A 20,180-nucleotide genomic window follows, 5' to 3' on the forward strand; every position below is an offset into this window, starting at 1 on the left:
AAGGATTCAATCATGGGAAAAGTCACAGGCTTCATGGAATACGGCCGGCTGGAAGAGGGCTACAAGCCACCAGCCGAGCGTTTGAAACACTACAAGGAATTCGTCGTCGGACTCGACGAATCGCAGGCCAAGATCCAGGGCGCGCGCTGCATGGACTGCGGCATTCCGTTCTGCAACAACGGATGCCCGGTCAACAACATCATTCCCGACTTCAATGATCTGGTGTACCGCGGCGACTGGCAGAACGCCATCGAGGTGCTGCACAGCACCAACAACTTCCCCGAGTTCACCGGCCGCATCTGCCCCGCGCCCTGCGAGGCGGCTTGCACGCTGAACGTCAGCGACCTGCCGGTGGGCATCAAGTCCATCGAGCACGCCATCATCGACCGCGCCTGGGACGAGGGCTGGGTGAAACCGCGTGTCGCCAAGCACAAGACCGGCAAGAAGGTCGCGGTGGTCGGCTCCGGCCCCGCCGGCCTGGCCGCGGCCCAGCAGTTGGCGCGCGCCGGCCATGACGTGACCCTGTTCGAGAAGAACGACCGCGTCGGCGGCCTGCTGCGCTACGGCATTCCCGACTTCAAGATGGAGAAGAGCCACATCGACCGCCGGGTCGAGCAGATGACCGCCGAGGGCGTCACCTTCCGCACCGGCGTGATGGTCGGCGCGGCCAAAGACCCGCTGGGCAAGGGCTCCAAGGTCACCAACTGGGCCAAGGACACCGTCACCCCCGAGCAGCTGCAAAAAGACTTCGACGCCGTGGTGCTGACCGGTGGCGCCGAGCAATCGCGCGACCTGCCCGTGCCCGGCCGCGATCTGGACGGCATCCATTTCGCGATGGAATTCCTGCCCCAGCAGAACAAGGTCAACGCCGGCGACAAGGTCAAGGGCCAGCTGCGTGCCGATGGCAAAAAGGTCATCGTCATCGGCGGCGGCGACACCGGCTCCGACTGCGTGGGCACCAGCAACCGCCATGGCGCGGTCAGCGTGACCCAGTTCGAGGTCATGCCCCAGCCGCCCGAAGAAGAAAACCGCCCCATGACCTGGCCCTACTGGCCGATCAAGCTGCGCACCAGTTCCAGCCATGAAGAAGGCTGCGAGCGCGAATTTGCCATTTCCACCAAGGAATTCATCGGCGAAAAAGGCAAGGTCACCGGCCTGAAGACCGTGCGCGTCGAGTTCAAGGACGGCAAGCTGGTCGAAATCCCCGGCACCGAAGTCACCATGAAGGCCGACCTGGTGCTGCTGGCCATGGGCTTTGTAAGCCCCGTCGCCAGCGTGCTGGACGCTTTTGGCATTGAGAAAGATGCCCGTGGCAATGCCAAGGCGCATACCGATTTCACCGGCGGCTACGCCACTAATGTGCCCAAGGTGTTTGCTGCCGGCGACATCCGCCGCGGCCAGAGCCTGGTGGTGTGGGCGATTCGCGAGGGGCGTCAGGCGGCTCGTGCCGTCGATGAGTTCCTGATGGGCTTTAGCGATCTGCCGCGTTGAAAACCAGGTGCGGCGCGGCCGTTGGTTGCGCTGCACTATGGGCCTGGGCGAGGTTAGAGGTTAGGCCCCAGTGTTTGTTGGGCTTTACATACATACATACAAGTATGTATGGATTTGCTAGGCGCTACAGGCCAAGCCCTAGGACTATCCCTTATCATGCAAAAGCCGGAAGCGTTCCGGCTTTTGCCTTTCTATGACCACAGCCACACCAGACAACCTCGTTGAAATACGCCAGCTCACCTTCGGGTATGGGGAGCGCCCGGTACTGGACGGCATCACGCTGAGCATTCCGCGCGGCAAGGTGACGGCTCTTATGGGTGCCTCCGGCGGCGGTAAAACCACCGTGTTGCGCCTGATCGGCGGCCAGATTCAGGCCCAGTCGGGCGAGCTGTTGCTGGACGGCCAGAACGTTGCCGCATTTGACCAGGCGGGTTGGTACGCGGCGCGGCGCCGCATGGGTGTGCTGTTCCAGTTCGGCGCGCTGTTTACCGACATGACGGTGTTCGACAACGTGGCCTTCCCATTGCGCGAGCACACTGATTTGTCCGACGCGCTGGTGCGCGACATCGTGCTGATGAAGCTCAACGCTGTGGGTTTGCGTGGTGCGCGCGACCTGATGCCGAGCGAGGTGTCGGGCGGCATGGCCCGCCGCGTCGCCCTGGCCCGCGCGATTGCACTGGACCCGGATCTGGTGATGTATGACGAACCCTTTGCCGGTCTGGACCCGATTTCTCTGGGCACCTCGGCCCGTTTGATCCGTGAACTCAATGACACCATGGGCCTGACCAGCGTCATCGTCTCGCACGATCTGGACGAAACCTTCCATATTGCCGACAAGGTGGTGGTACTGGCCAACGGGAAAATCGTGGCCCAGGGCACGCCGGATGAGGTGCGTACCAGCACCGACCCTCTGGTACACCAATTCATCAATGCCTTGCCCGATGGCCCGGTGCGCTTCCATTACCCAGGCCCGACGGTGGACCAGGATTTCGGCGCCGGCTTGCGTACAGTGCCGCGCGCAGGAGGCCGGCCATGACTTGGTACAAGCCATCGGATGTCGGTTTCGCGGTGCGTTCCAAACTGGCCGACATCGGCCACGGCACGCGTTTGTTTCTGCGCCTGCTGGCGTCGCTGGGGGGCTCGCTCAAGCGCTTTGGCCTGGTGCGTGACCAGATCCACTTTCTGGGCAATTATTCGCTGGCGCTGATCGGTGTGTCCGGTCTGTTCGTCGGCTTTGTTCTGGGCTTGCAGGGCTATTACACGCTGCAGCGCTACGGTTCTTCGGAGGCCCTGGGCCTGTTGGTGGCCCTGAGCCTGGTGCGTGAGTTGGGGCCGGTCATCACGGCTTTGCTATTTGCCGGGCGTGCTGGCACCTCGCTGACGGCCGGCATCGGCCTGATGAAGGCGGGTGAGCAACTGAGCGCCATGGAGCTGATGGCCGTGGACCCCGTGCAGCGTATTCTTGCGCCGCGCTTTTGGGCGGGTGTGATCACCCTGCCTTTGCTGGCGGCTTTGTTCAGTGCGGTAGGCATTATTGGCGGCTGGATTGTGGGCGTGCTGATGATTGGGGTAGACGCCGGGGCTTTCTGGAGCCAGATGCAGGGGGGCGTAGACGTCTTCAAGGATGTCGGCAATGGCGTGATCAAAAGTGTGGTTTTTGGCTTCACCGTAAGCTTTGTCGCGCTGCTGCAAGGTTATGAGGCCCAGCCCACGCCCGAAGGGGTGTCGCGTGCGACCACGCGCACGGTGGTGGTGGCTTCGTTGGCGGTGCTTGCGTTGGACTTCCTGCTCACCGCCACCATGTTTTCTATTTAAGGCAGTTTTATGCAACGCTCGAAAAACGATGTGTGGGTAGGTTTTTTTGTGCTGCTGGGTGCGGTGGCCTTGTTGTTTCTGGCCCTGCAGTCGGCCAATCTGCTGTCGCTGAATTTCCAGACCGGCTATACCGTGAGTGCCAAGTTCGACAATATCGGCGGCCTCAAGCCCAAGGCAGCGGTGAAGAGTGCTGGCGTGGTGGTGGGGCGGGTCGAGAGCATTACTTTTGATGACAAATCTTTCCAGGCCAAGGTCACTTTGTCCATGGATACGCGTTACGCTTTTCCCAAAGACAGCTCGCTGAAAATTCTGACCAGTGGCTTGCTGGGTGAGCAGTACATTGGCATAGAAGCCGGTGCCGAAGAAAAGACGCTGGCGGCTGGTGACACGATTTCCACGACGCAATCCGCCGTGGTGCTGGAAAACCTGATCAGCCAGTTCCTATACAGCAAAGCAGCCGATGGCCCGTCCACGCCGGCAGCCGCTCCGGCGTCCGCACCTAAAAAATAAAAATACACAAGCTTGGTTGTTTACTATGAAAAATATAGCTAGATACGCACGATATAGCTGCGCTGGAGGCCTGTTGGCTTTGGTGTCTGCATGCGCCACAGGCCCGCAGGCCAATCCACGCGATCCACTGGAGCCGATGAACCGCAAGATCTATGGCTTCAATGAAGTCGTGGACAACGCGGTGTTCAAACCGGTGGCTACGGCCTATACCAAGGTGACGCCTCCACTGGTGCGCACCGGGGTGAGCAATTTCTTCTCCAACCTGGGCGAAGTCTGGAATACGGCCAACAACGCCTTGCAGGGCAAGGGCCAGAGCGCGGTGGAGAGCTGGATGCGCTTCAGCATCAACACCGTGTTCGGCATCGGCGGTGTTTTTGACCTGGCGACCGATATGGGCCTGGAGCGCCACAAGGAAGATTTCGGCCAGACCCTGGGCAGCTGGGGCGTGCCGTCCGGCCCGTATCTGGTGGTCCCGCTGCTGGGCCCATCCACCATACGTGATGCCGCTGCCTTGCCGGTGGATGCCCAGGGCAATATGCTGAACGCCGTGCCGCACTCGGGTGACCGTGATCGCTTGTATGGCCTGAGCCTGATCGATACACGGGCCAATTTGTTGCGTGCCACCGCTGCGCTGGAAGATGCCGCGCTGGACAAATATACGTTCACCCGCGATTTCTACCTGCAGCTGCGCACCAATGAGGTGTATGACGGCAATCCGCCAGATGCGTCGGCGGATGCGCCCAAATAGGTATTTTTAAGGCTTGCTATGTAAGCCTTGTGCAAATTGCACGCCGCTGCCGCCGTCTGGGTCAACCCATCGGTAGGCCGTTCCATTATTGAGGTGCGGGCTTTTCCCGCTGAGAGAAAGAGTGTATGAAACGTCGTTCTTTGGGCCATTGGGCCGTTGGTGTAGTGTTCGCTGTGGCGTCTGCCACGTCTATGCAGGTGTTTGCCGCCGATGAGGCGCCAGACGTCCTGGTGAAGCGCATCTCCACCGATGTGCTGGACACCATCAAGGCGGACAAAAGCCTGCAGCAGGGCAATGTGAACAAGATCATGGGCCTGGTCGATACCAAGATCATGCCCAACGTGAACTTCCAGCGCATGACGGCCTCCGCCGTCGGCCCCGGCTGGCGCCAAGCCACGCCCGAGCAGCAAAAGCGCTTGCAGGATGAGTTCAAGACTCTGCTGGTGCGTACCTATTCCGGCGCCTTGGCCCAGGTCACCAATGACCAGGAAATCAGCCTGAAACCCTTCCGTGCGGCTGCGGACGACAAGGAAGTCGTCGTGCGCACCGAGGTCAAAGGCCATGGTGATCCTATTCAACTGGACTACCGCCTGGAAAAGACCCCTGGCGACGGCGCAGGCTGGAAGATCTTCAACCTGAACGTGCTGGGCGTCTGGTTGGTGGAAACCTACCGCAGCCAGTTCGCGTCCGAGATCAACGCCAAGGGCATTGACGGCCTGATCACCACGCTGACCACGCGCAACCAGACCAACGCCAAAAAGGGCTGAGCGTGTTGGTCTTGCCCGTTGAGTTGACCCACGCACAGGCGACCGCATCCCTGCACATGCTGCTGCAGGGCCTGCGTTCGCAGCCCGGTGCGGTGGTCGTGGACGCCACGGCACTGACCAGCTTCGATTCGTCCGCCCTTGCCGTGCTGCTGGAATGCCGCCGTGAGAGCTTCAGTCTGGGCCGTTCTTTCGCGGTACGCGGGTTGCCCCAACGCTTGGCGGACTTGGCGGGACTGTACGGCGTAGCGGGCTTGTTGCCGGCGGCCTAAGAACACGTCCTAAACTGCCCCGCCGGGCGGAAAGCCCTGCTCCGACGGCGGCCGGGCCTAGCCGTTAAAATCACCGGCCCATGCCAGCCATCTCCTTCCAGCAGGTCTCCAAGACCTACGCCAGCCCCCGCGGCGCTAAAAATCCCCCCCTCACCGCCCTCGACAGCGTCAGCTTCGATATCGCCCAGGGGGAATTTTTTGGCCTGCTCGGGCCGAATGGTGCGGGTAAGACCACGCTGATCAGCATACTGGCCGGCCTGAACCGCGCCACCGGCGGCAAGGTGCTGGTGCACGGCCACGACGTGGTAAGCGACTACGCCAACGCGCGTCGCCAGCTGGGCGTGGTGCCGCAGGAGCTGGTGTTCGATCCATTTTTCAATGTGCGCGAGGCGCTGCGCATCCAGTCGGGCTACTTTGGCGTGAAGAACAACGACGCCTGGATCGATGAATTGCTGGAAAGCCTGGGCCTGGCCGACAAGGCAAATTCGAATATGCGCCAGCTGTCCGGCGGCATGAAACGCCGGGTGCTGGTGGCCCAGGCCCTGGTGCACAAGCCGCCCGTCATCGTGCTGGATGAGCCCACCGCAGGCGTGGATGTGGAGCTGCGCCAGACCCTGTGGCAGTTCATCGCCAAACTCAACAAACAGGGCCACACGGTGCTGCTGACCACCCATTACCTGGAAGAAGCCGAGGCCCTGTGCTCGCGCATCGCCATGCTGAAAAAAGGCCAGATCGTCGCCCTGGACCGCACCAGCGAACTGTTGAAAAACGCCTCCAGCAATGTGCTGCGCTTCAAAGTCGATAGCGAACTCCCCAGTGCCCTGGCGCAGCAGGCCCGCATTACCGGTCGTATCGTGCAGTTCCCCGCGCACAACGCGGCCGAGATCGAGCGCTATCTGGCGGCAGTGCGGGAAGCAGGTCTGATTGCCGAAGATGTGGAGATCCGCAAGGCCGATCTCGAAGACGTCTTCCTCGATGTAATGACCAATGGCTATGTTGCGAGCGAGGTGGCAGCATGACCGGCTGGCAAACCCTGCTCTACAAAGAATCGCTGCGCTTCTGGAAGGTGGCCTTTCAGACCGTGGGCGCTCCGGTGCTGACCGCCGTGCTGTACCTGCTGATCTTCGGCCATGTGCTGGAAGGCAAGGCCCTGGTCTACGGCACGATCAACTACACCGCCTTCCTGGTGCCCGGCCTGGTGATGATGAGTGTGCTGCAAAACGCGTTCGCCAACAGCTCGTCCTCGCTGATCCAGAGCAAGATCATGGGTAGCCTGGTGTTTGTGCTGCTTACTCCGATATCGCATTGGGGCTGGTTCTGGGCCTACACCGGCTCGGCCGTGGCGCGCGGCCTGCTGGTCGGCACCGGCGTCTTTGCGGTGACCGCCATCTTCACCGGCGCCAGCTTTGTGGCCCCGCTGTGGATCGTGGTGTTCGCGGTGCTGGGCGCGGCCCTGCTGGGTACGCTGGGCATCATCGCCGGCCTGTGGGCCGAGAAGTTCGACCAGATGGCGGCGTTCCAGAACTTCGTCATCATGCCCATGACATTCTTGAGCGGCGTGTTCTATTCCATACACTCCCTGCCACCGTTTTGGCAGACCGTCAGCCACCTGAATCCGTTCTTCTACATGATCGACGGCTTCCGCTACGGTTTCTTTGGCGTCAGCGATGTATCGCCCTGGCTGAGCTTGGGCATCGTTGGCACGGCCTTGCTGGTGGTCAGCGCCATCACCATCCATCTCTTGCGCATAGGCTACAAAATCCGCGGATAACACTTTCATGACAGCAGAAGAACTACAAGCCCTCATCGCATCGCACCTGCCCTGCGAACACATCACGCTGGAAGGCGATGGCCGCCACTGGTACGCCACCATCGTCTCGGCCGAATTCGAAGGCCGTCGCGCCATCCAGCGCCACCAGCGGGTCTACGCCACGCTGGGCGCCAAGATGCATACCGACGAAGTGCATGCCTTGTCGATGAAAACCTATACCCCGGCAGAGTGGGCCGCTTTGCCCCGCTAACCCTATTCCGATTGCATTTCCATGGACAAACTTCTTATACGCGGTGGCCGCAGCCTGCAAGGCCAGGTCCGCATCTCCGGCGCCAAGAACGCCGCCCTGCCCGAACTGTGCGCCGCGCTGCTGACGGCCGAGCCCGTCACCCTGACCAATGTGCCGCGCCTGCAGGACGTGGCCACCATGCTCACGCTGATCCGCAACATGGGCGTGACGGCCGAGCGATCTGAAGATGGCACAGTCAACGTCAACGCTGGCGCCTTGTCTTCGCCTGAAGCACCGTACGAGCTGGTGAAGACCATGCGCGCCTCGGTGCTGGCGCTGGGCCCGCTGCTGGCGCGTTTTGGTGAGGCCACGGTGTCGCTGCCTGGCGGCTGCGCCATCGGCTCGCGCCCCGTGGACCAGCACATCAAGGGTCTGCAGGCCATGGGCGCCGAGATCGTGGTCGAGCACGGCTACATGATCGCCAAGCTGCCCAAGGGCTGGACCCGCCTCAAGGGCTGCCATATCACTACCGACATGGTGACCGTCACCGGCACTGAAAACTTCCTGATGGCCGCAGCCCTGGCCGAGGGCGAGACCATTCTGGAAAACGCCGCCCAGGAGCCGGAGATTACCGACCTGGCCGAGATGCTGATCAAGATGGGCGCGAAGATCGAAGGCCACGGCACGCACCGCATCCGCATCCAGGGCGTGGATAAGCTGCACGGCTGCAGCCACCAGGTGGTGGCGGATCGCATCGAGACCGGCACCTTTTTGTGCGCTGTGGCCGCCACCGGTGGCGATGTGCTGTTGCAGCACGGCCGCGCCGACCATCTGGACGCGGTGATCGACAAGTTGCGTACCGCCGGCGTCACCGTCACCGCTGAGGCCGATGGCATCCGCGTGCAGTCCGCCGGCCCGGCGCACACGCACCTGAAGGCGCAGAGCTTCCGCACCACCGAATACCCTGGCTTCCCCACCGACATGCAGGCCCAGTTCATGGTGCTGAACTGCGTGGCCCAGGGCCCGAGCAAAGTCACCGAGACGATTTTTGAAAACCGCTTCATGCACGTCAACGAGCTGGTGCGCCTGGGCGCGCACATCCAGATCGACGGCAAGGTGGCCGTGACCGAGGGCGTCGCAAAACTGTCAGGTGCTACCGTGATGGCGACCGACCTGCGCGCCTCCGCCAGCCTGGTGATTGCAGGCTTGGTGGCCGAAGGCGAGACCATGGTGGACCGCATCTACCACCTGGATCGCGGCTACGACCAGATGGAAGCCAAGCTGCGCGGCATCGGTGCAGACATCGAGCGAGTGAAAGCATGATTACCTTAGCCCTCTCCAAAGGCCGCATCTTTGACGACACGCTGCCGCTGCTGCGCGCCGCCAACATCGAGGTGCTGGACAACCCCGAAACCTCGCGCAAGCTGATCCTGGACACCAACCAGCCCGGCGTGCGCGTGGTGCTGGTGCGCGCCTCCGACGTACCCACCTATGTGGAAAACGGCGGTGCCGACCTGGGCATCACCGGCAAGGACACCTTGATCGAGCACGGCGGCTCGGGGCTCTACCAGCCGCTGGACCTGCAGATCGCCAAGTGCCGCATCAGCGTGGCGGTGCGCGCCGACTTTGACTACGAACGGGCTGTGAAGCAGGGTTCGCGGCTGCGGGTAGCTACTAAATACGTAGCAATTGCACGCGAATTCTTCGCCGCCAAGGGCGTGCACGTGGACTTGATCAAGCTCTACGGCAGCATGGAGCTGGCGCCGCTGACCGGCCTGGCCGATGCCATCGTCGACCTGGTCTCCACCGGCAACACCTTGAAGGCCAATCACCTGAAAGAGGTGGAGCGCATCATGGACATCAGCTCGCGTCTGGTGGTGAACCAGGCCGCGCTGAAGCTCAAGCAAGCCCCTATCCGCGCCCTGATCGACGCCTTCGCCAAGGCAGTTGCCGAACGCTCTACCACCTGATTGCTATGACATTTGTAGCTGCTCCCGCACATCTATCCACCGCCAGTGCCACTTTTGAGACCGAATTCAAGGCACGTCTGCATTGGTCTGCCGAGGCGGATACGGCGATTGAAAAGACGGTCGCCGACATCCTGGCCGATGTGCAGCAACGTGGCGACGCGGCCGTGCTGGAGTACACGAACCGTTTTGACGGCCTCAGCGCGACTTCGCTGGCGGAACTGGAGCTGACCCAGGCCGAGCTGAAGGCCGCGTTCGACGCCATTCCTACTGCCCAGCGCGACGCTCTGCAAGCTGCTGCCGCCCGCGTGCGCAGCTACCACGAAGCGCAGAAAAAGGCCTCGGGCGAGAGCTGGAGCTACCGTGACGCCGACGGCAGCTTGCTGGGCCAAAAGGTCACGCCGCTGGACCGCGTCGGCATCTACGTGCCCGGCGGCAAGGCGGCTTACCCCAGCAGCGTGCTGATGAACGCCATCCCCGCCCACGTGGCCGGCGTGGCCGAGATCGTCATGGTCGTGCCAACACCGCGCGGCGAGAAGAACGCCCTGGTGCTGGCCGCCGCCTACGTGGCCGGCGTGACCCGCGCCTACACCATCGGTGGCGCCCAGGCCGTGGCCGCGCTGGCCTATGGCACGGCGACCATTCCGAACGTGCACAAGATCACCGGCCCGGGCAACGCCTATGTGGCCGCCGCCAAGCGCCGCGTCTTCGGTACGGTGGGCATCGACATGATTGCCGGCCCGAGCGAAATCCTGGTGCTGGCCGACGGCACGACGCCGCCCGACTGGGTGGCGATGGACCTGTTCAGCCAGGCCGAGCACGACGAGCTGGCGCAGAGCATCCTGCTGTGCCCGGACGCCGGCTACATCGCCCAGGTGCAGGCTGCTATCGACCGTCTGTTGAACGGCATGCCGCGCGCCGAGATCATTGCCAAGAGCCTCAGCGGCCGTGGCGCGCTGATCCACACCCGCAGCATGGAAGAGGCTTGCGAGATCAGCAACCGCATCGCCCCAGAGCACTTGGAAGTCAGCAGCACCGACCCGCACCGCTGGGAGCCGCTGCTCAAGCACGCTGGCGCCATCTTCCTGGGCGCCTATACCAGCGAGAGCCTGGGCGACTACTGCGCCGGCCCGAACCACGTGCTGCCCACCTCGGGCACTGCACGCTTCTCCAGCCCGCTGGGGGTCTACGACTTCCAGAAGCGTTCCAGCATCATCGAGGTCAGCCAGGCCGGAGCCCAGCTGCTGGGCCCGATTGCCGCCGAGCTGGCGTATGGTGAAGGCCTGCAGGCCCACGCCCAGGCTGCCGAGATGCGCTTGGACAAGGCCTAAGCCGGGTTTGGAAAAATAGGCCCATTTTTTGGGCATAAAAATAGCTGCTAGCGCAATTAGTATGTGCGCTAGCAGCTATTCTTTTTGATGCTAAAAAAGTGAGCGGATACCGGTTGCGACCTCAGCTGGGCATCTTGAACCCTGGCGCGTGCTTTTGCAGCCACTGCTCCAGCATCATCAGAATCCAGACCATTTCACCGTAGTAACCGGGGTGCTCCTGCAGCCGCTCGGCCAGCAGGCTGCGGATGAAGTCCGGGCGCACGATGTTGCGCGTGGCCAGGCTGTTCAGCGAGTCGCTGGCGAGCTTTTTCAGGCCGTCGTGGCGCGTGGCCCAGACGCCGAAGGGCAGGCCGAAGCCTTGCTTCTTTTTGGTCAGAATCTCGTCCGGTAGGAAGCCGCGCAACGCTTCCTTGAAGAACCAGCGCAGCTTCAGGCCCTTGAGCTTGTACTCGGTGGGCAGCTTCAGCGAGAACTCCAGCAGGGCCTGGTTCAGCATGGGGAAGCCCACCTGCAGGCCGGCCAGCTGGGTGGTGCCGCAGACCTTGGGCAGGTCGGTTTCGGCCAGGGTGTAGCGCCAGTCAAAGGCCAGCATGCGGTTCACCAGGCTGTCGGTGCGGGCCTGTTCCCATACGCCGCGCTGCTGCACGGCCGGGCCCTGCACGTCGATGCGCGCCAGGAAGTCGGGGGTGAACACATCGCTGATGCCTAGGCGCAGCAGCAAGTTGTACATCTGCAGCCGGTCGGGCATGGGCACTTTGGCCTGCTCCACGTAGCTGGAGGCCTTGCTCAGCAGGCTGATGGAGCTGTTGGCAGTCTTGCCCAGCAGGGGCTCCATCAGTCCGCTACGGATGGGCGCTGGCACCACGTCGTACCAGCCGAAGACGCGCTGCTTGGCGTAGCGGCTGTTGCCGCCAAACAGCTCGTCGCCGCCGTCGCCGGCCAGGATCTTGGTGACGCCGTCGTCCTTGGCCATGCGCGCGCAGTAGTACGAGGGTAGGGCGGACGAGTTGCCGAAGGGCTGGTCGTAGGAGGCGGCCACGTCAGCAATGCTGTGTACCAGGTCCTCGGGGGTGACGTAGTACTCGTGGTGTTCGGTCTTGAAATGGCGCGCAGCCAGCCGTGCGTACTCCATCTCGTCGTAGCCCTCGGCGTCGAAGCCGATGGAATAGGTGGCGGCGGGTTTGCCGGCGGCCTGGCCGATCATGCCGGCCACGGTAGAGCTGTCGGTGCCGCCGCTCAGGAAGCAGCCGGCCTTGCCGCCGTCCAGCTCGCCTGCCACGGCACTGCGCACCAGGCTGCGGAACTCGTCGCGCAGGGTGTCAAAAGAGGCGCCGGTCTGCTCGTTGAATGTGGGCACCCAGTAAGGTGCCACCAGCAGCTGGCCTTTGTCGAACACCGCGTAGTGGCCGGCCGGCAGGCGGAACACGTCCTTGAAGATGGTGCGCGGCGAGGGGATGGCGTGGAAGAACAGGTAGTCAAAAATTGCCTGCGGGTCCACCTCGGCGCTGGCATCGGCCAGCGCGTCCGCGCGGGCAGCAAAGCGCAGCTGGCCGTCCTGGATGCGGTAGCACAGGCTGCGCACGGCGAAGCGGTCCACCGCCAGAAATGTGCGCCCGGATGCCTCTTGCAGCGCCACGGCAAAGTCTCCGCTGGCCTGCAGTGCGGCCGTGGCCGGGTTGTCAGCAAAGGCGGCCTGCCAGGCGGCTACCGCGCCGTCGGAGCGGGCCAGCGTGGCCAGGCGGGCATCTGCAAACAGGGGGGAACCAAGCACCAGTGAGGAGGGGGTCAAGGACATGGGCGGATAGGGTATGAAAAGCCGATACAAGTGCAGTAGCGCGGGGGGCTGGAAAGCTCAAGGCCGGGCCGGGTTCAGCTGCTGCAGCGCTCCGGGATTATGCGGGGCATTGCCCGCAGTGCTCAGGGCCGCGCTGTGCGCGGGGTGAATATATTCGCGCAGGGGCCGCAGATCCTGGCCGTTGGCGCTGCCAGGGGCCATGGCTTTGCCGACCAGGGGGCTGTCGGCGCGCAGCCGGTAGTCGTAGCCGGGGGCGAAGGCGCTGCGGTCCAGCCGGTAGTTGTTGCGCCAGGTACCTGGTGTGTTGGGCGCGCTGGGCAGCGGTGTGGGGCCTATGAACAGGTTGTTGACGGCCAGCACCGTGTCGGCGCCGGGTTTGATGCGCAGCCAGGTGCCGCCGCCGGGCAGATCGTCCACCAGGGTGTTGTGCGACAGATAAAGCTGGTTGCTAGGCCAGGCATAGCCTTCGGCGCCGAAGGAAATCACATGCGGGTTTTCGGTCAGCGGGCCTTGCTCCACGATGTTGCCGATCACATAGGCCACGCCGCCATCGGGGAACTCCAGCTCGTAGCTGGCGCTCCCGCCGGCCTCGTCGGTCAGGCGGTTGTACAGAATGTAGTTGGCGGCGGCCCGGCTTTTCAGCAGATGGCCCGTGTGGGCGTGGTGGAAATAGCTGCCGCTGACCGTGGCCCGCGCGATGCGGCCTATGTAGAGGTTGTGGTTGTGGCCGTCCGGGCGGCTGTTGTAGGCGAATTCGCTGTCCTCCACCTCCAGCACCGCGTTCGCGTCGTTGCTGGTCAGCAGGCCCATCTCGTTGTAGGTGAAGCTGCAGTTGCGCACCACCAGCCTACCGGCTTCAAAGCGTATGCCGGCTCCGTTGCGGCTCTCCACCTGTGCGCCGGAAAAGTCAAAACCCTCTACCGTGAACTGGGGGCTGCGCACCACCCAAATGCCTTTGCCCTCGGCCGCCATGCCATTGGCCTGCAGACGCACGCGGCCGCCCACGGCACGCAGCGTCATGTGGGACTGGGTCCATACCGCCACGTCGCCCAGGTAGTCGCCGGCATCTACTTCAATCAGCGTGTTGTCGCCCGCCATCTGTGCTGCAGCAGCTATGGTTTTGATAGTACGCAGGGGGCCGACCCGCAGCAGCGTGGCCGCGTCGGCCGCGCCGGCTAACAGCAGCCAGGCCAGCAGCCACAGGCGGCACAGCATGGCGAGGGTGGGGCGGTTGGAGAGGGTGGCGGGCATGGATGGCAGGCATTCTGCCGGATGCGGGCGGATCGGCGTCTGCCCGTATGATCTCTGGCTGCATAGAACACAACCCCAGGGCCAGCCGTTTGAAAACAGTTTTAATGATCGCCTACCACTTCCCGCCCTTGGCAGGCAGCAGTGGCATACAGCGCACATTGCGGTTTGTGCAGCATCTGCCCGCGCTGGGCTGGCGTCCCTTGGTGCTGACGGCCGAAGAGCGCGCCTACGAGCGCACCAGCCCCGACCTGTTGGCCGATGTGCCACCCGAGACCGTGGTGCAGCGCGCCTTCGCCCTGGACACCGCGCGCCATCTGAACATCAAGGGCCGCTACATGGGCTGGATGGCCCGGCCCGACCGCTGGGTCAGCTGGCGCTTCGACGCCGTGCGCCAGGGCCTGCAGATGGTCAAGAAGTACAAGCCGGACGCCATCTGGTCCACCTATCCGATTGCCACGGCCCATGTGATTGGCCAGCAACTGCACCAGAAGACCGGCATACCATGGGTGGCCGACTTCCGCGACCCCATGGCGCAGGAGGGCTACCCTGCCGACCCTGAAACCTGGCGCAGCTACCAGCGCATTGAACAGCAGGCGCTGGAGCAGGCGCGCTATTCGCTGTTCACCACGCCTGGTGCTGCGCAGATGTACCGCGAGCGCTACCCCCAGGCCGCCAGCCGCATTGCGGTGCTGGAAAACGGTTATGACGAGGAGAGCTTTGCCAACGCCCCGGCCGCGCCCACCCAGCCGCTGGCGGCCGACCAGCCCGTGGTGTTGCTGCACAGCGGCATCGTCTACCCCTCTGAGCGCGACCCGACCCAGCTGTTCCAGGCTTTGCAGCGCCTGCGTGCCCAGGGCGGCCTGCAACCGCAGCAGCTGAAAATCCGCTTCCGTGCCTCGGCGCACGATGATCTGCTGACCGGCCTGTCCAGCCAGTACGGCGTGCAGGACTTCATCGAACTCTGCCCCGCCGTGCCCTACCGCCAGGCGCTGGCCGAGATGCTGTCGGTAGATGCCTTGCTGGTCATGCAGGCCAGCAACTGCAATGCGCAGATTCCCGCCAAGATCTATGAATACCTGCGCGCCGGTAGGCCTTTGCTGGGCCTGACCGACCCGGTGGGCGACACGGCGGGCGTGCTGCGCGGTGCGGGCCTGGATGCCATTGCTCCGTTGGATTCCGTCGACGCCATGGTCGAGCTGCTGCCGCGCTTCGTGGCCGCGGTGCGCAGCCAGTCGGTGGCCCTGCCCAACCCGGCGGCGGTGCGCGATGCCTCGCGCCAAGGTCGTTCCCAGGCGTTCGCGCGGCTGCTGGATACGATTTAACCGGGACGCGGGAAGGTCAACGTCACGCGCAGCCCGCCCAGCGTGGGTGATGCGTCCAGAGTCAACGTGGCCTTGTGGGCTTGCGCGATGGCCTGGGCAATGGCCAGGCCCAGGCCGCTGCCGCTGGCACCCGCTTCGGCGCTGCGGTAGAAGCGGTCAAACACATGGGGTAGGTCGGCCGGCGCAATGCCGGGGCCAGAATCTTCCACGGTCAAGGTGGCGCCGTCCGGCGTAGCAACCAGGCCCACATCCACCCGGCCCTGCGCTGGCGTGTACTTCAGCGCGTTGTCCAGCAGGTTGCGTAGCAGGATGCGCAAGGCCTCGGCATGGCCCTGCACCCAGGCTGGGGCGTCGGCATTCACACCCAGGTCCATTTGCCGCTCATGCGCCTGTGGCAGGGCTTCTTCCACGGCCAGGCGCACCAGGTCTTGCAGATTCAGCTTTTGTGCCGGGGTATCGGCTGCGGACTCCTGCCGGGCCAGCACCAGCAGCTGGTTCATCAGCCGGATGGCGCGGTCTATGCCCTGGTGCAGCCGGACCACGGCGACATCGCGGCCCGGGCCATCGGCCGCACGGCCCAGAGCCTGGGCTTGCAGCTTGAGCGCGCTCAGGGGCGAGCGCAGCTCGTGCGCGGCATTCGCCACAAACGACTTTTGCGCATCAAACGCCGCATGCACGCGGGCGAACAGCAGGTTCAGCTCGTGCACCAGGGGGCGCACCTCGTCTGGCAGGCCGCTGTCGGGCAGGGGCGACAGGTCGTCGGCGGCGCGGGTGGCAATTTGGCGGCGCGTGCGCTCCAGCGGCTTGAGCGCATGGCGTATGGCCCACCACAGGGCCAGCATCAGCAGCGGCGCCATCCAGGCCATGGGCAGCATGGCGCGGACCGCCAGAGCCCGGGCGCGGGCCTGGCGAGCGCTCATGTCCTGGGCGATCTGGATGGTCTGCGCCGGGGTCTGGATGGAATACACACGGTAGCGCGTGCCGTTCTGCTCTACGTCCGAAAAGCCCAGTACGGCCTGCGGCGGCAGCCGGTTGTGGTGCGACTGGAACAGCTGCACGCCGTTGGCGCTCCATATCTGCACCTCGTAGTCAGTGTCGTCGTCTGACTCCAACGGATCGAGCTGCCTGGGGGTGCCATTGCGCAGCGCATAGGCCATTTGCTGCAGGTGGTAGTCGAACATCTCGTCGGCCTGCTGCAGCGCCCCGTGGTAGGCGGATGCGGCCTGGAACAACGCAGCGGCCAGGATGGCTGTCATCACCGAACCCAGCAGGCGCCGGCGCAGGGAATACGGGCTGGTCATGGCTTCGGAATCACGTAGCCCAGGCCACGCACGTTCTGGATCAGCTCGCTGCCCAGCTTTTTGCGCAGGCCGTGGATGTACACCTCGACTGCATTGCTGCTGACGTCGTCCTTCCAGCTGTAGAGCTTTTCCTCCAGCTGGGCGCGCGAGAACACCACGCCGGGGCGCGCCATCAGCGCCTCCAGCACAGCCCATTCGCGGGCCGACAGGGCGATGGTCTGGCCGTCGCGCGTGGCTTCGTGGGTGACAGGGTTGAGGCGCAGGCCGTGGATTTCCAGCGCCGGGTCGGCGCGGCCGGCGCTGCGCCGCGTCAGGGCGCGGATGCGGGCCAGCAGCTCGTCGATGTCATAGGGTTTGAGCACATAGTCGTCGGCTCCGGCGTCCAGTCCCTTGATGCGCTCGGCCACGGCATCGCGCGCGGTAACGATCAGTACCGGTGTGCTGTCCTTGCGCAAGCGCAGGGACTTGAGCACGTCCAGCCCGTCTTTTTTGGGCAGGCCCAGGTCCAGCAGCACCAAGTCGTACTGCTGGGTGCTCAGCGCGGTGTCTGCCATGGCGCCGTCTTTGACCCAGTCCACGGCGAAGTGCTCGGCGCGCAGTACGTCGAGCACAGTTTCGCCAATCATGGGATCATCTTCGACGAGCAGTAGTCGCATTGTGTTTCCTCCGTGCAATTATCGCGGCCTCCGGCTTAGGTGGGGCTTAAGCAGCTTCGGCGCCACGGCGTTGCCGAAGGCATGCACTTTCGCTACCGCAAGCCGCTGTTCCGTAAGCCATGTTTTATGCAAATTCGTCGTGTTTTCTACATTGATGTTGTGTGCCTTAAGGTGAGCCCTCCATGACGCGGCGTTGGGAGCTGGATGCTATGCGCGGCCTGATGCTGGTGCTCATGACGGTGACGCACTTACCCACGCGGCTGAGTTCGCCCCTCGGGCAGCCCTTTGGATTTGTATCGGCCGCGGAGGGGTTTGTACTTTTGTCCGCGTACATGGCGGGCTTGGTATACGCCAAGTTGGCGCAACGGGATGGCATTGACGCCATGCGTATGGCGTTCTGGAGGCGGGCGATCAAGGTCTATGCATGCCATGTCGCCATGTTGTTGTTTTTATTCACGGCCGTTGCCGCAGTCGGTTTGCGGGTGGAGCAGCCCGCCGTGACCAACTTGATGTCTTTTTACCTGGCGCAGCCGTTGACCGCATTGGGGGCTGGGTTGTTGCTTGTATATATGCCGCCGCTGCTGGATATCCTGCCCATGTACATCCTCTATATGCTGGCCAGTCCCTGGGTTTTGGCATATGCCTTGCGGCACGGATGGAACGGGGCGATGACCTGGAGCCTATGCGCATGGCTGTTGTCGCAATTTGGGCTAGGGGCATGGGTGTATGGCGCCACCGTTGCGTTAACGGGGCTGGTTGTGCCTATCCGTGAAGTTGGTGCGTTCTCGGTGTTTTCATGGCAGTTTCTTTGGGTGTTGGGCCTTTGGATGGGGGCTAGCCGCCATGCGAAGGATGCGCGGCCTTTTGTTTTTCCGCACTGGGCCGTTGTGTTGGCGGTGCTGATGGCGTTTGCCGGGTTCGTATGGCGGCACGGCGTGGGGCAAGCGCCCTTTGGTGCCGATCAAAACCTGAATATGTTGTTTGACAAATGGTTGCTCGGGCCGCTGCGGCTGCTGGATTTATTTGCATTGATGGTGGTGGTTCTTCATTTTGGCCCTGCGCTTGCGTCGCGGATATCGAGCCTGCCATGGCTGGAGGTGCTGGGTGCAGCCTCATTGCCCGTGTTTTCCGCGCATTTGGTGATCGTTTTGCTGGCGCTGACTTTTTTGGGAAGCGACCCGTTCGCCCACGCCTGGTGGGTGGATGTGGTGTTGCTGGCGGGCTGCTTTGGTGTGCTGTATGGGGTTGCCCGGGTATCGCTCAGGCTGGACCGTTTGCACCGGATGGAGGTGGGGATTCGCGGCTCGGGTGTGCGCTTTTAATTTTGAAAGCGTGGCGTTGGCAGTGGCCTTTAATGGCTGCCGGCAATTTGCGCAGTCGGCACTTGGGCTGGCGCGGACGCCGGAAGCTGCGCGGCAATGATCGACTTCCATAGCCGGTAGCCAGCTTCGTTCAGATGCAGCTGATCGGGTTGAAACAGCTCGGGCCGGGGTTGGCCCTCAGCGTTCAACATCGGCTGGAAGATGTCGATGTAGCGCACGTCCTGCAAGCTGTGCACATAGTCGGAGATCAGTGCATTGGTCTGTCTTATCTTTGGCAGCAGTTCAACGCGCGACGGGCTGGGCTTGATCGAGATGTAGGAAATGCGGGCTTCTGGCAACTCCGCCCTCACGCTGCGTACAAATTTTGCAAAGCTGTCTCTCACATCAGCTGGACTGCGACCTTCGGCCAAATCGTTATCGCCTGCATACACCAGCACCTGCTTGGGCCTGTAGCGGATCACCAGTTCGCGCACGAAGTGGTTGCAATCGGCCATGGTGGAACCACCAAAACCGCGGTTGATGATCACCGGCACCTGCCTGAAATCGTCCGACAGGCTGGTCCACATCCTGATCGTGGAGCTACCCACAAAAAGAACGCCATCACTGGCAGGCAGCCGTTCGTTGTCGGCTTTGGCAAATGCATCCAAGCTGCTTTGCCAGCGGGTCTGTGGGCTCAATAGCGGAGCCGAAGCCTGTCCGCCCCCCACCGGAACAGGCGTGGATACCGCCAGGGCTACGGGGAATAACGGTGCTTCGGCACCCGCCTTGTGGATCGCACCCGAAAGCACCAGCAAAGCTGTGAGCGCTTTGACGCGACGGCTGTAGTGGGCAACGGTGGAGCGGGCGGGTTTCATGGGACAGGGCATTGTGGAAAATGGCAATGCGGCATCAAGTACCAGGTAGATAAGGATGCAGATATTGCTAAGCAATCCAGATGCCTAAATACTACGCCTGCTTGTCGTGCCACGCCTGTTTTAGCCCAGCCCGCCCACAGCTTTTAAAGCTTTTTGTGGCTTTTTGGGTGCTCAGCCGGGCCGGTGGCTGAGCGCAATCAGTCAGCGTGCCACCAACACCGGTAGCGTGGATTCGGCCAGCACTTTGGTGGCGATGCTGCCCAGCAGCAACCGGGCAATGCCCGAGCGCCCGTGCGAGCCCACGACGATCAGGTCCACGTCCTGGCCATTGGCGTACTCCACGATGGCGCTGGCCACGGCACGCTCTTCCACAGTCACCGGTATCAATGTCACTGCGCTGCCCTGCTTGCACAGGGCCGCCACCTTGCTGTGGGCGGCGGCGGCATCCTGTTGTGCGGCTGACATGTAGTGCTGCAGGCCTTCGGTGCTCATTTCACCCACGGCCAGATAAGGGTAAGGGTCTACGGCATACAGAACTGTCAGTTTGGCGCCCATATTGCGCGCCAAGTCCACGGCCATTTCGGCCGCATGGTCAGAGGCGGCAGATCCGTCGGTGGCCAGCAAAATGTGTTTCAACATAGTCGCTCCTTCCATCCACCATGTGTGGTGTGTGATGGCATTGTGCGACCGATGGCCCGACACTGCAGTTGATCTGCGTCAAGCCAGTGTGTATCAGGTGTAAGCCTTTGTTTTGTTGCATAAAAAATAGCCCTCCGGCGCA

The 20,180-nt window shown here is 63.0% G+C and carries 21 protein-coding genes; 15 read left to right on the forward strand and 6 right to left on the reverse strand.

Translation table 11 applies throughout. The annotated features are described in order from the left end of the window. The first annotated feature begins 12 nt into the window (after window positions 1-12). The 13 genes from AC07O2_RS07820 to hisD all read left to right on the forward strand — a co-directional run bounded on the left by AC07O2_RS07820 (window position 13) and on the right by hisD (window position 10,898). Window positions 13-1,491 carry a glutamate synthase subunit beta gene (locus tag AC07O2_RS07820; protein WP_495075174.1) on the forward strand — a complete coding sequence of 493 codons (1,479 nt, stop codon included), beginning with the start codon at window positions 13-15 and terminating at the stop codon, window positions 1,489-1,491. 193 nt (window positions 1,492-1,684) lie between these two features. Then, complete coding sequence (locus AC07O2_RS07825) at window positions 1,685-2,527, forward strand: ABC transporter ATP-binding protein (protein WP_495075175.1); 843 nt, start codon at window positions 1,685-1,687, stop codon at window positions 2,525-2,527. Beyond that, window positions 2,524-3,306, forward strand: a complete 783-nt coding sequence (mlaE, locus tag AC07O2_RS07830; RefSeq protein ID WP_495075176.1) for a lipid asymmetry maintenance ABC transporter permease subunit MlaE — start codon at window positions 2,524-2,526, stop codon at window positions 3,304-3,306. Before AC07O2_RS07825 ends, mlaE begins: the two co-directional genes overlap by 4 nt. 9 nt (window positions 3,307-3,315) lie before the next feature. Beyond that, on the forward strand, window positions 3,316-3,816 hold the full coding sequence (mlaD, locus tag AC07O2_RS07835) for an outer membrane lipid asymmetry maintenance protein MlaD (protein WP_495075177.1): 501 nt from the start codon (window positions 3,316-3,318) through the stop codon (window positions 3,814-3,816). A gap of 25 nt (window positions 3,817-3,841) precedes the next feature. After that, window positions 3,842-4,564, forward strand: a complete 723-nt coding sequence (locus AC07O2_RS07840) for an MlaA family lipoprotein (protein WP_495075178.1) — start codon at window positions 3,842-3,844, stop codon at window positions 4,562-4,564. A 125-nt stretch (window positions 4,565-4,689) separates the two neighbouring features. Continuing rightward, entirely contained in the window at window positions 4,690-5,331 is a 642-nt protein-coding gene (locus AC07O2_RS07845; protein ID WP_495075179.1) for an MlaC/ttg2D family ABC transporter substrate-binding protein, read from the forward strand. A gap of 2 nt (window positions 5,332-5,333) precedes the next feature. Continuing rightward, window positions 5,334-5,600: an STAS domain-containing protein gene (locus AC07O2_RS07850; protein WP_495075180.1), complete on the forward strand. Its 267-nt coding sequence runs from the start codon at window positions 5,334-5,336 to the stop codon at window positions 5,598-5,600. An 80-nt stretch (window positions 5,601-5,680) separates the two neighbouring features. Next, window positions 5,681-6,619, forward strand: coding sequence for an ABC transporter ATP-binding protein (locus tag AC07O2_RS07855; RefSeq protein ID WP_495075181.1), 939 nt, complete (start codon window positions 5,681-5,683; stop codon window positions 6,617-6,619). Beyond that, the gene (locus AC07O2_RS07860; protein WP_495075182.1) at window positions 6,616-7,371 is read left to right on the forward strand and encodes an ABC transporter permease; all 756 of its coding nucleotides are present in this window, start codon (window positions 6,616-6,618) and stop codon (window positions 7,369-7,371) included. The genes AC07O2_RS07855 and AC07O2_RS07860 overlap by 4 nt, the downstream gene beginning before the upstream one ends. Window positions 7,372-7,378: 7 nt before the next feature. Then, a complete protein-coding gene (locus AC07O2_RS07865; RefSeq protein ID WP_495075183.1) occupies window positions 7,379-7,621 on the forward strand; it encodes a BolA family protein in 243 nt (80 codons plus the stop codon). A 21-nt stretch (window positions 7,622-7,642) separates the two neighbouring features. Beyond that, on the forward strand, window positions 7,643-8,923 hold the full coding sequence (gene murA, locus AC07O2_RS07870) for a UDP-N-acetylglucosamine 1-carboxyvinyltransferase (protein WP_495075184.1): 1,281 nt from the start codon (window positions 7,643-7,645) through the stop codon (window positions 8,921-8,923). Then, complete coding sequence (gene hisG / locus AC07O2_RS07875; protein WP_495075185.1) at window positions 8,920-9,570, forward strand: ATP phosphoribosyltransferase; 651 nt, start codon at window positions 8,920-8,922, stop codon at window positions 9,568-9,570. Before murA ends, hisG begins: the two co-directional genes overlap by 4 nt. Before the next feature lie 5 nt (window positions 9,571-9,575). Next, window positions 9,576-10,898 carry a histidinol dehydrogenase gene (gene hisD, locus AC07O2_RS07880; RefSeq protein ID WP_495075186.1) on the forward strand — a complete coding sequence of 441 codons (1,323 nt, stop codon included), beginning with the start codon at window positions 9,576-9,578 and terminating at the stop codon, window positions 10,896-10,898. A 121-nt stretch (window positions 10,899-11,019) separates the two neighbouring features. On the opposite strand, the gene AC07O2_RS07885 is transcribed toward hisD, so the two are convergent. Then, window positions 11,020-12,693: an asparagine synthetase B family protein gene (locus AC07O2_RS07885; protein ID WP_495075187.1), complete on the reverse strand. Its 1,674-nt coding sequence runs from the start codon at window positions 12,691-12,693 to the stop codon at window positions 11,020-11,022. A 57-nt stretch (window positions 12,694-12,750) separates the two neighbouring features. Then, complete coding sequence (locus AC07O2_RS07890; protein WP_495075188.1) at window positions 12,751-13,944, reverse strand: right-handed parallel beta-helix repeat-containing protein; 1,194 nt, start codon at window positions 13,942-13,944, stop codon at window positions 12,751-12,753. An 89-nt stretch (window positions 13,945-14,033) separates the two neighbouring features. On the opposite strand from AC07O2_RS07890, the gene AC07O2_RS07895 reads away from it, so the two are divergent. Next, window positions 14,034-15,266 (forward strand): glycosyltransferase, encoded by a 1,233-nt coding sequence (locus tag AC07O2_RS07895; protein WP_495075189.1) that lies wholly within the window; start codon window positions 14,034-14,036, stop codon window positions 15,264-15,266. On the opposite strand, the gene AC07O2_RS07900 is transcribed toward AC07O2_RS07895, so the two are convergent. After that, window positions 15,263-16,567 (reverse strand): ATP-binding protein, encoded by a 1,305-nt coding sequence (locus AC07O2_RS07900; RefSeq protein ID WP_495075190.1) that lies wholly within the window; start codon window positions 16,565-16,567, stop codon window positions 15,263-15,265. The genes AC07O2_RS07895 and AC07O2_RS07900 overlap by 4 nt on opposite strands. After that, window positions 16,564-17,223: a response regulator gene (locus tag AC07O2_RS07905; protein ID WP_495075191.1), complete on the reverse strand. Its 660-nt coding sequence runs from the start codon at window positions 17,221-17,223 to the stop codon at window positions 16,564-16,566. The genes AC07O2_RS07900 and AC07O2_RS07905 overlap by 4 nt, the downstream gene beginning before the upstream one ends. Before the next feature lie 182 nt (window positions 17,224-17,405). Between AC07O2_RS07905 and opgC the strand changes: the two genes are divergently transcribed. Further along, entirely contained in the window at window positions 17,406-18,545 is a 1,140-nt protein-coding gene (opgC, locus tag AC07O2_RS07910; protein ID WP_495075192.1) for an OpgC domain-containing protein, read from the forward strand. A gap of 29 nt (window positions 18,546-18,574) precedes the next feature. Here the strand turns inward: opgC and AC07O2_RS07915 are convergent, their stop codons facing one another. Then, the gene (locus tag AC07O2_RS07915) at window positions 18,575-19,399 is read right to left on the reverse strand and encodes an SGNH/GDSL hydrolase family protein (RefSeq protein ID WP_495075193.1); all 825 of its coding nucleotides are present in this window, start codon (window positions 19,397-19,399) and stop codon (window positions 18,575-18,577) included. 201 nt (window positions 19,400-19,600) lie between these two features. Next, the gene (locus tag AC07O2_RS07920; RefSeq protein ID WP_495075194.1) at window positions 19,601-20,038 is read right to left on the reverse strand and encodes a universal stress protein; all 438 of its coding nucleotides are present in this window, start codon (window positions 20,036-20,038) and stop codon (window positions 19,601-19,603) included. Between the last annotated feature and the right edge of the window lie 142 nt (window positions 20,039-20,180).

It is taken from the genome of Rhodoferax sp. GW821-FHT10B06 (assembly GCF_059415605.1).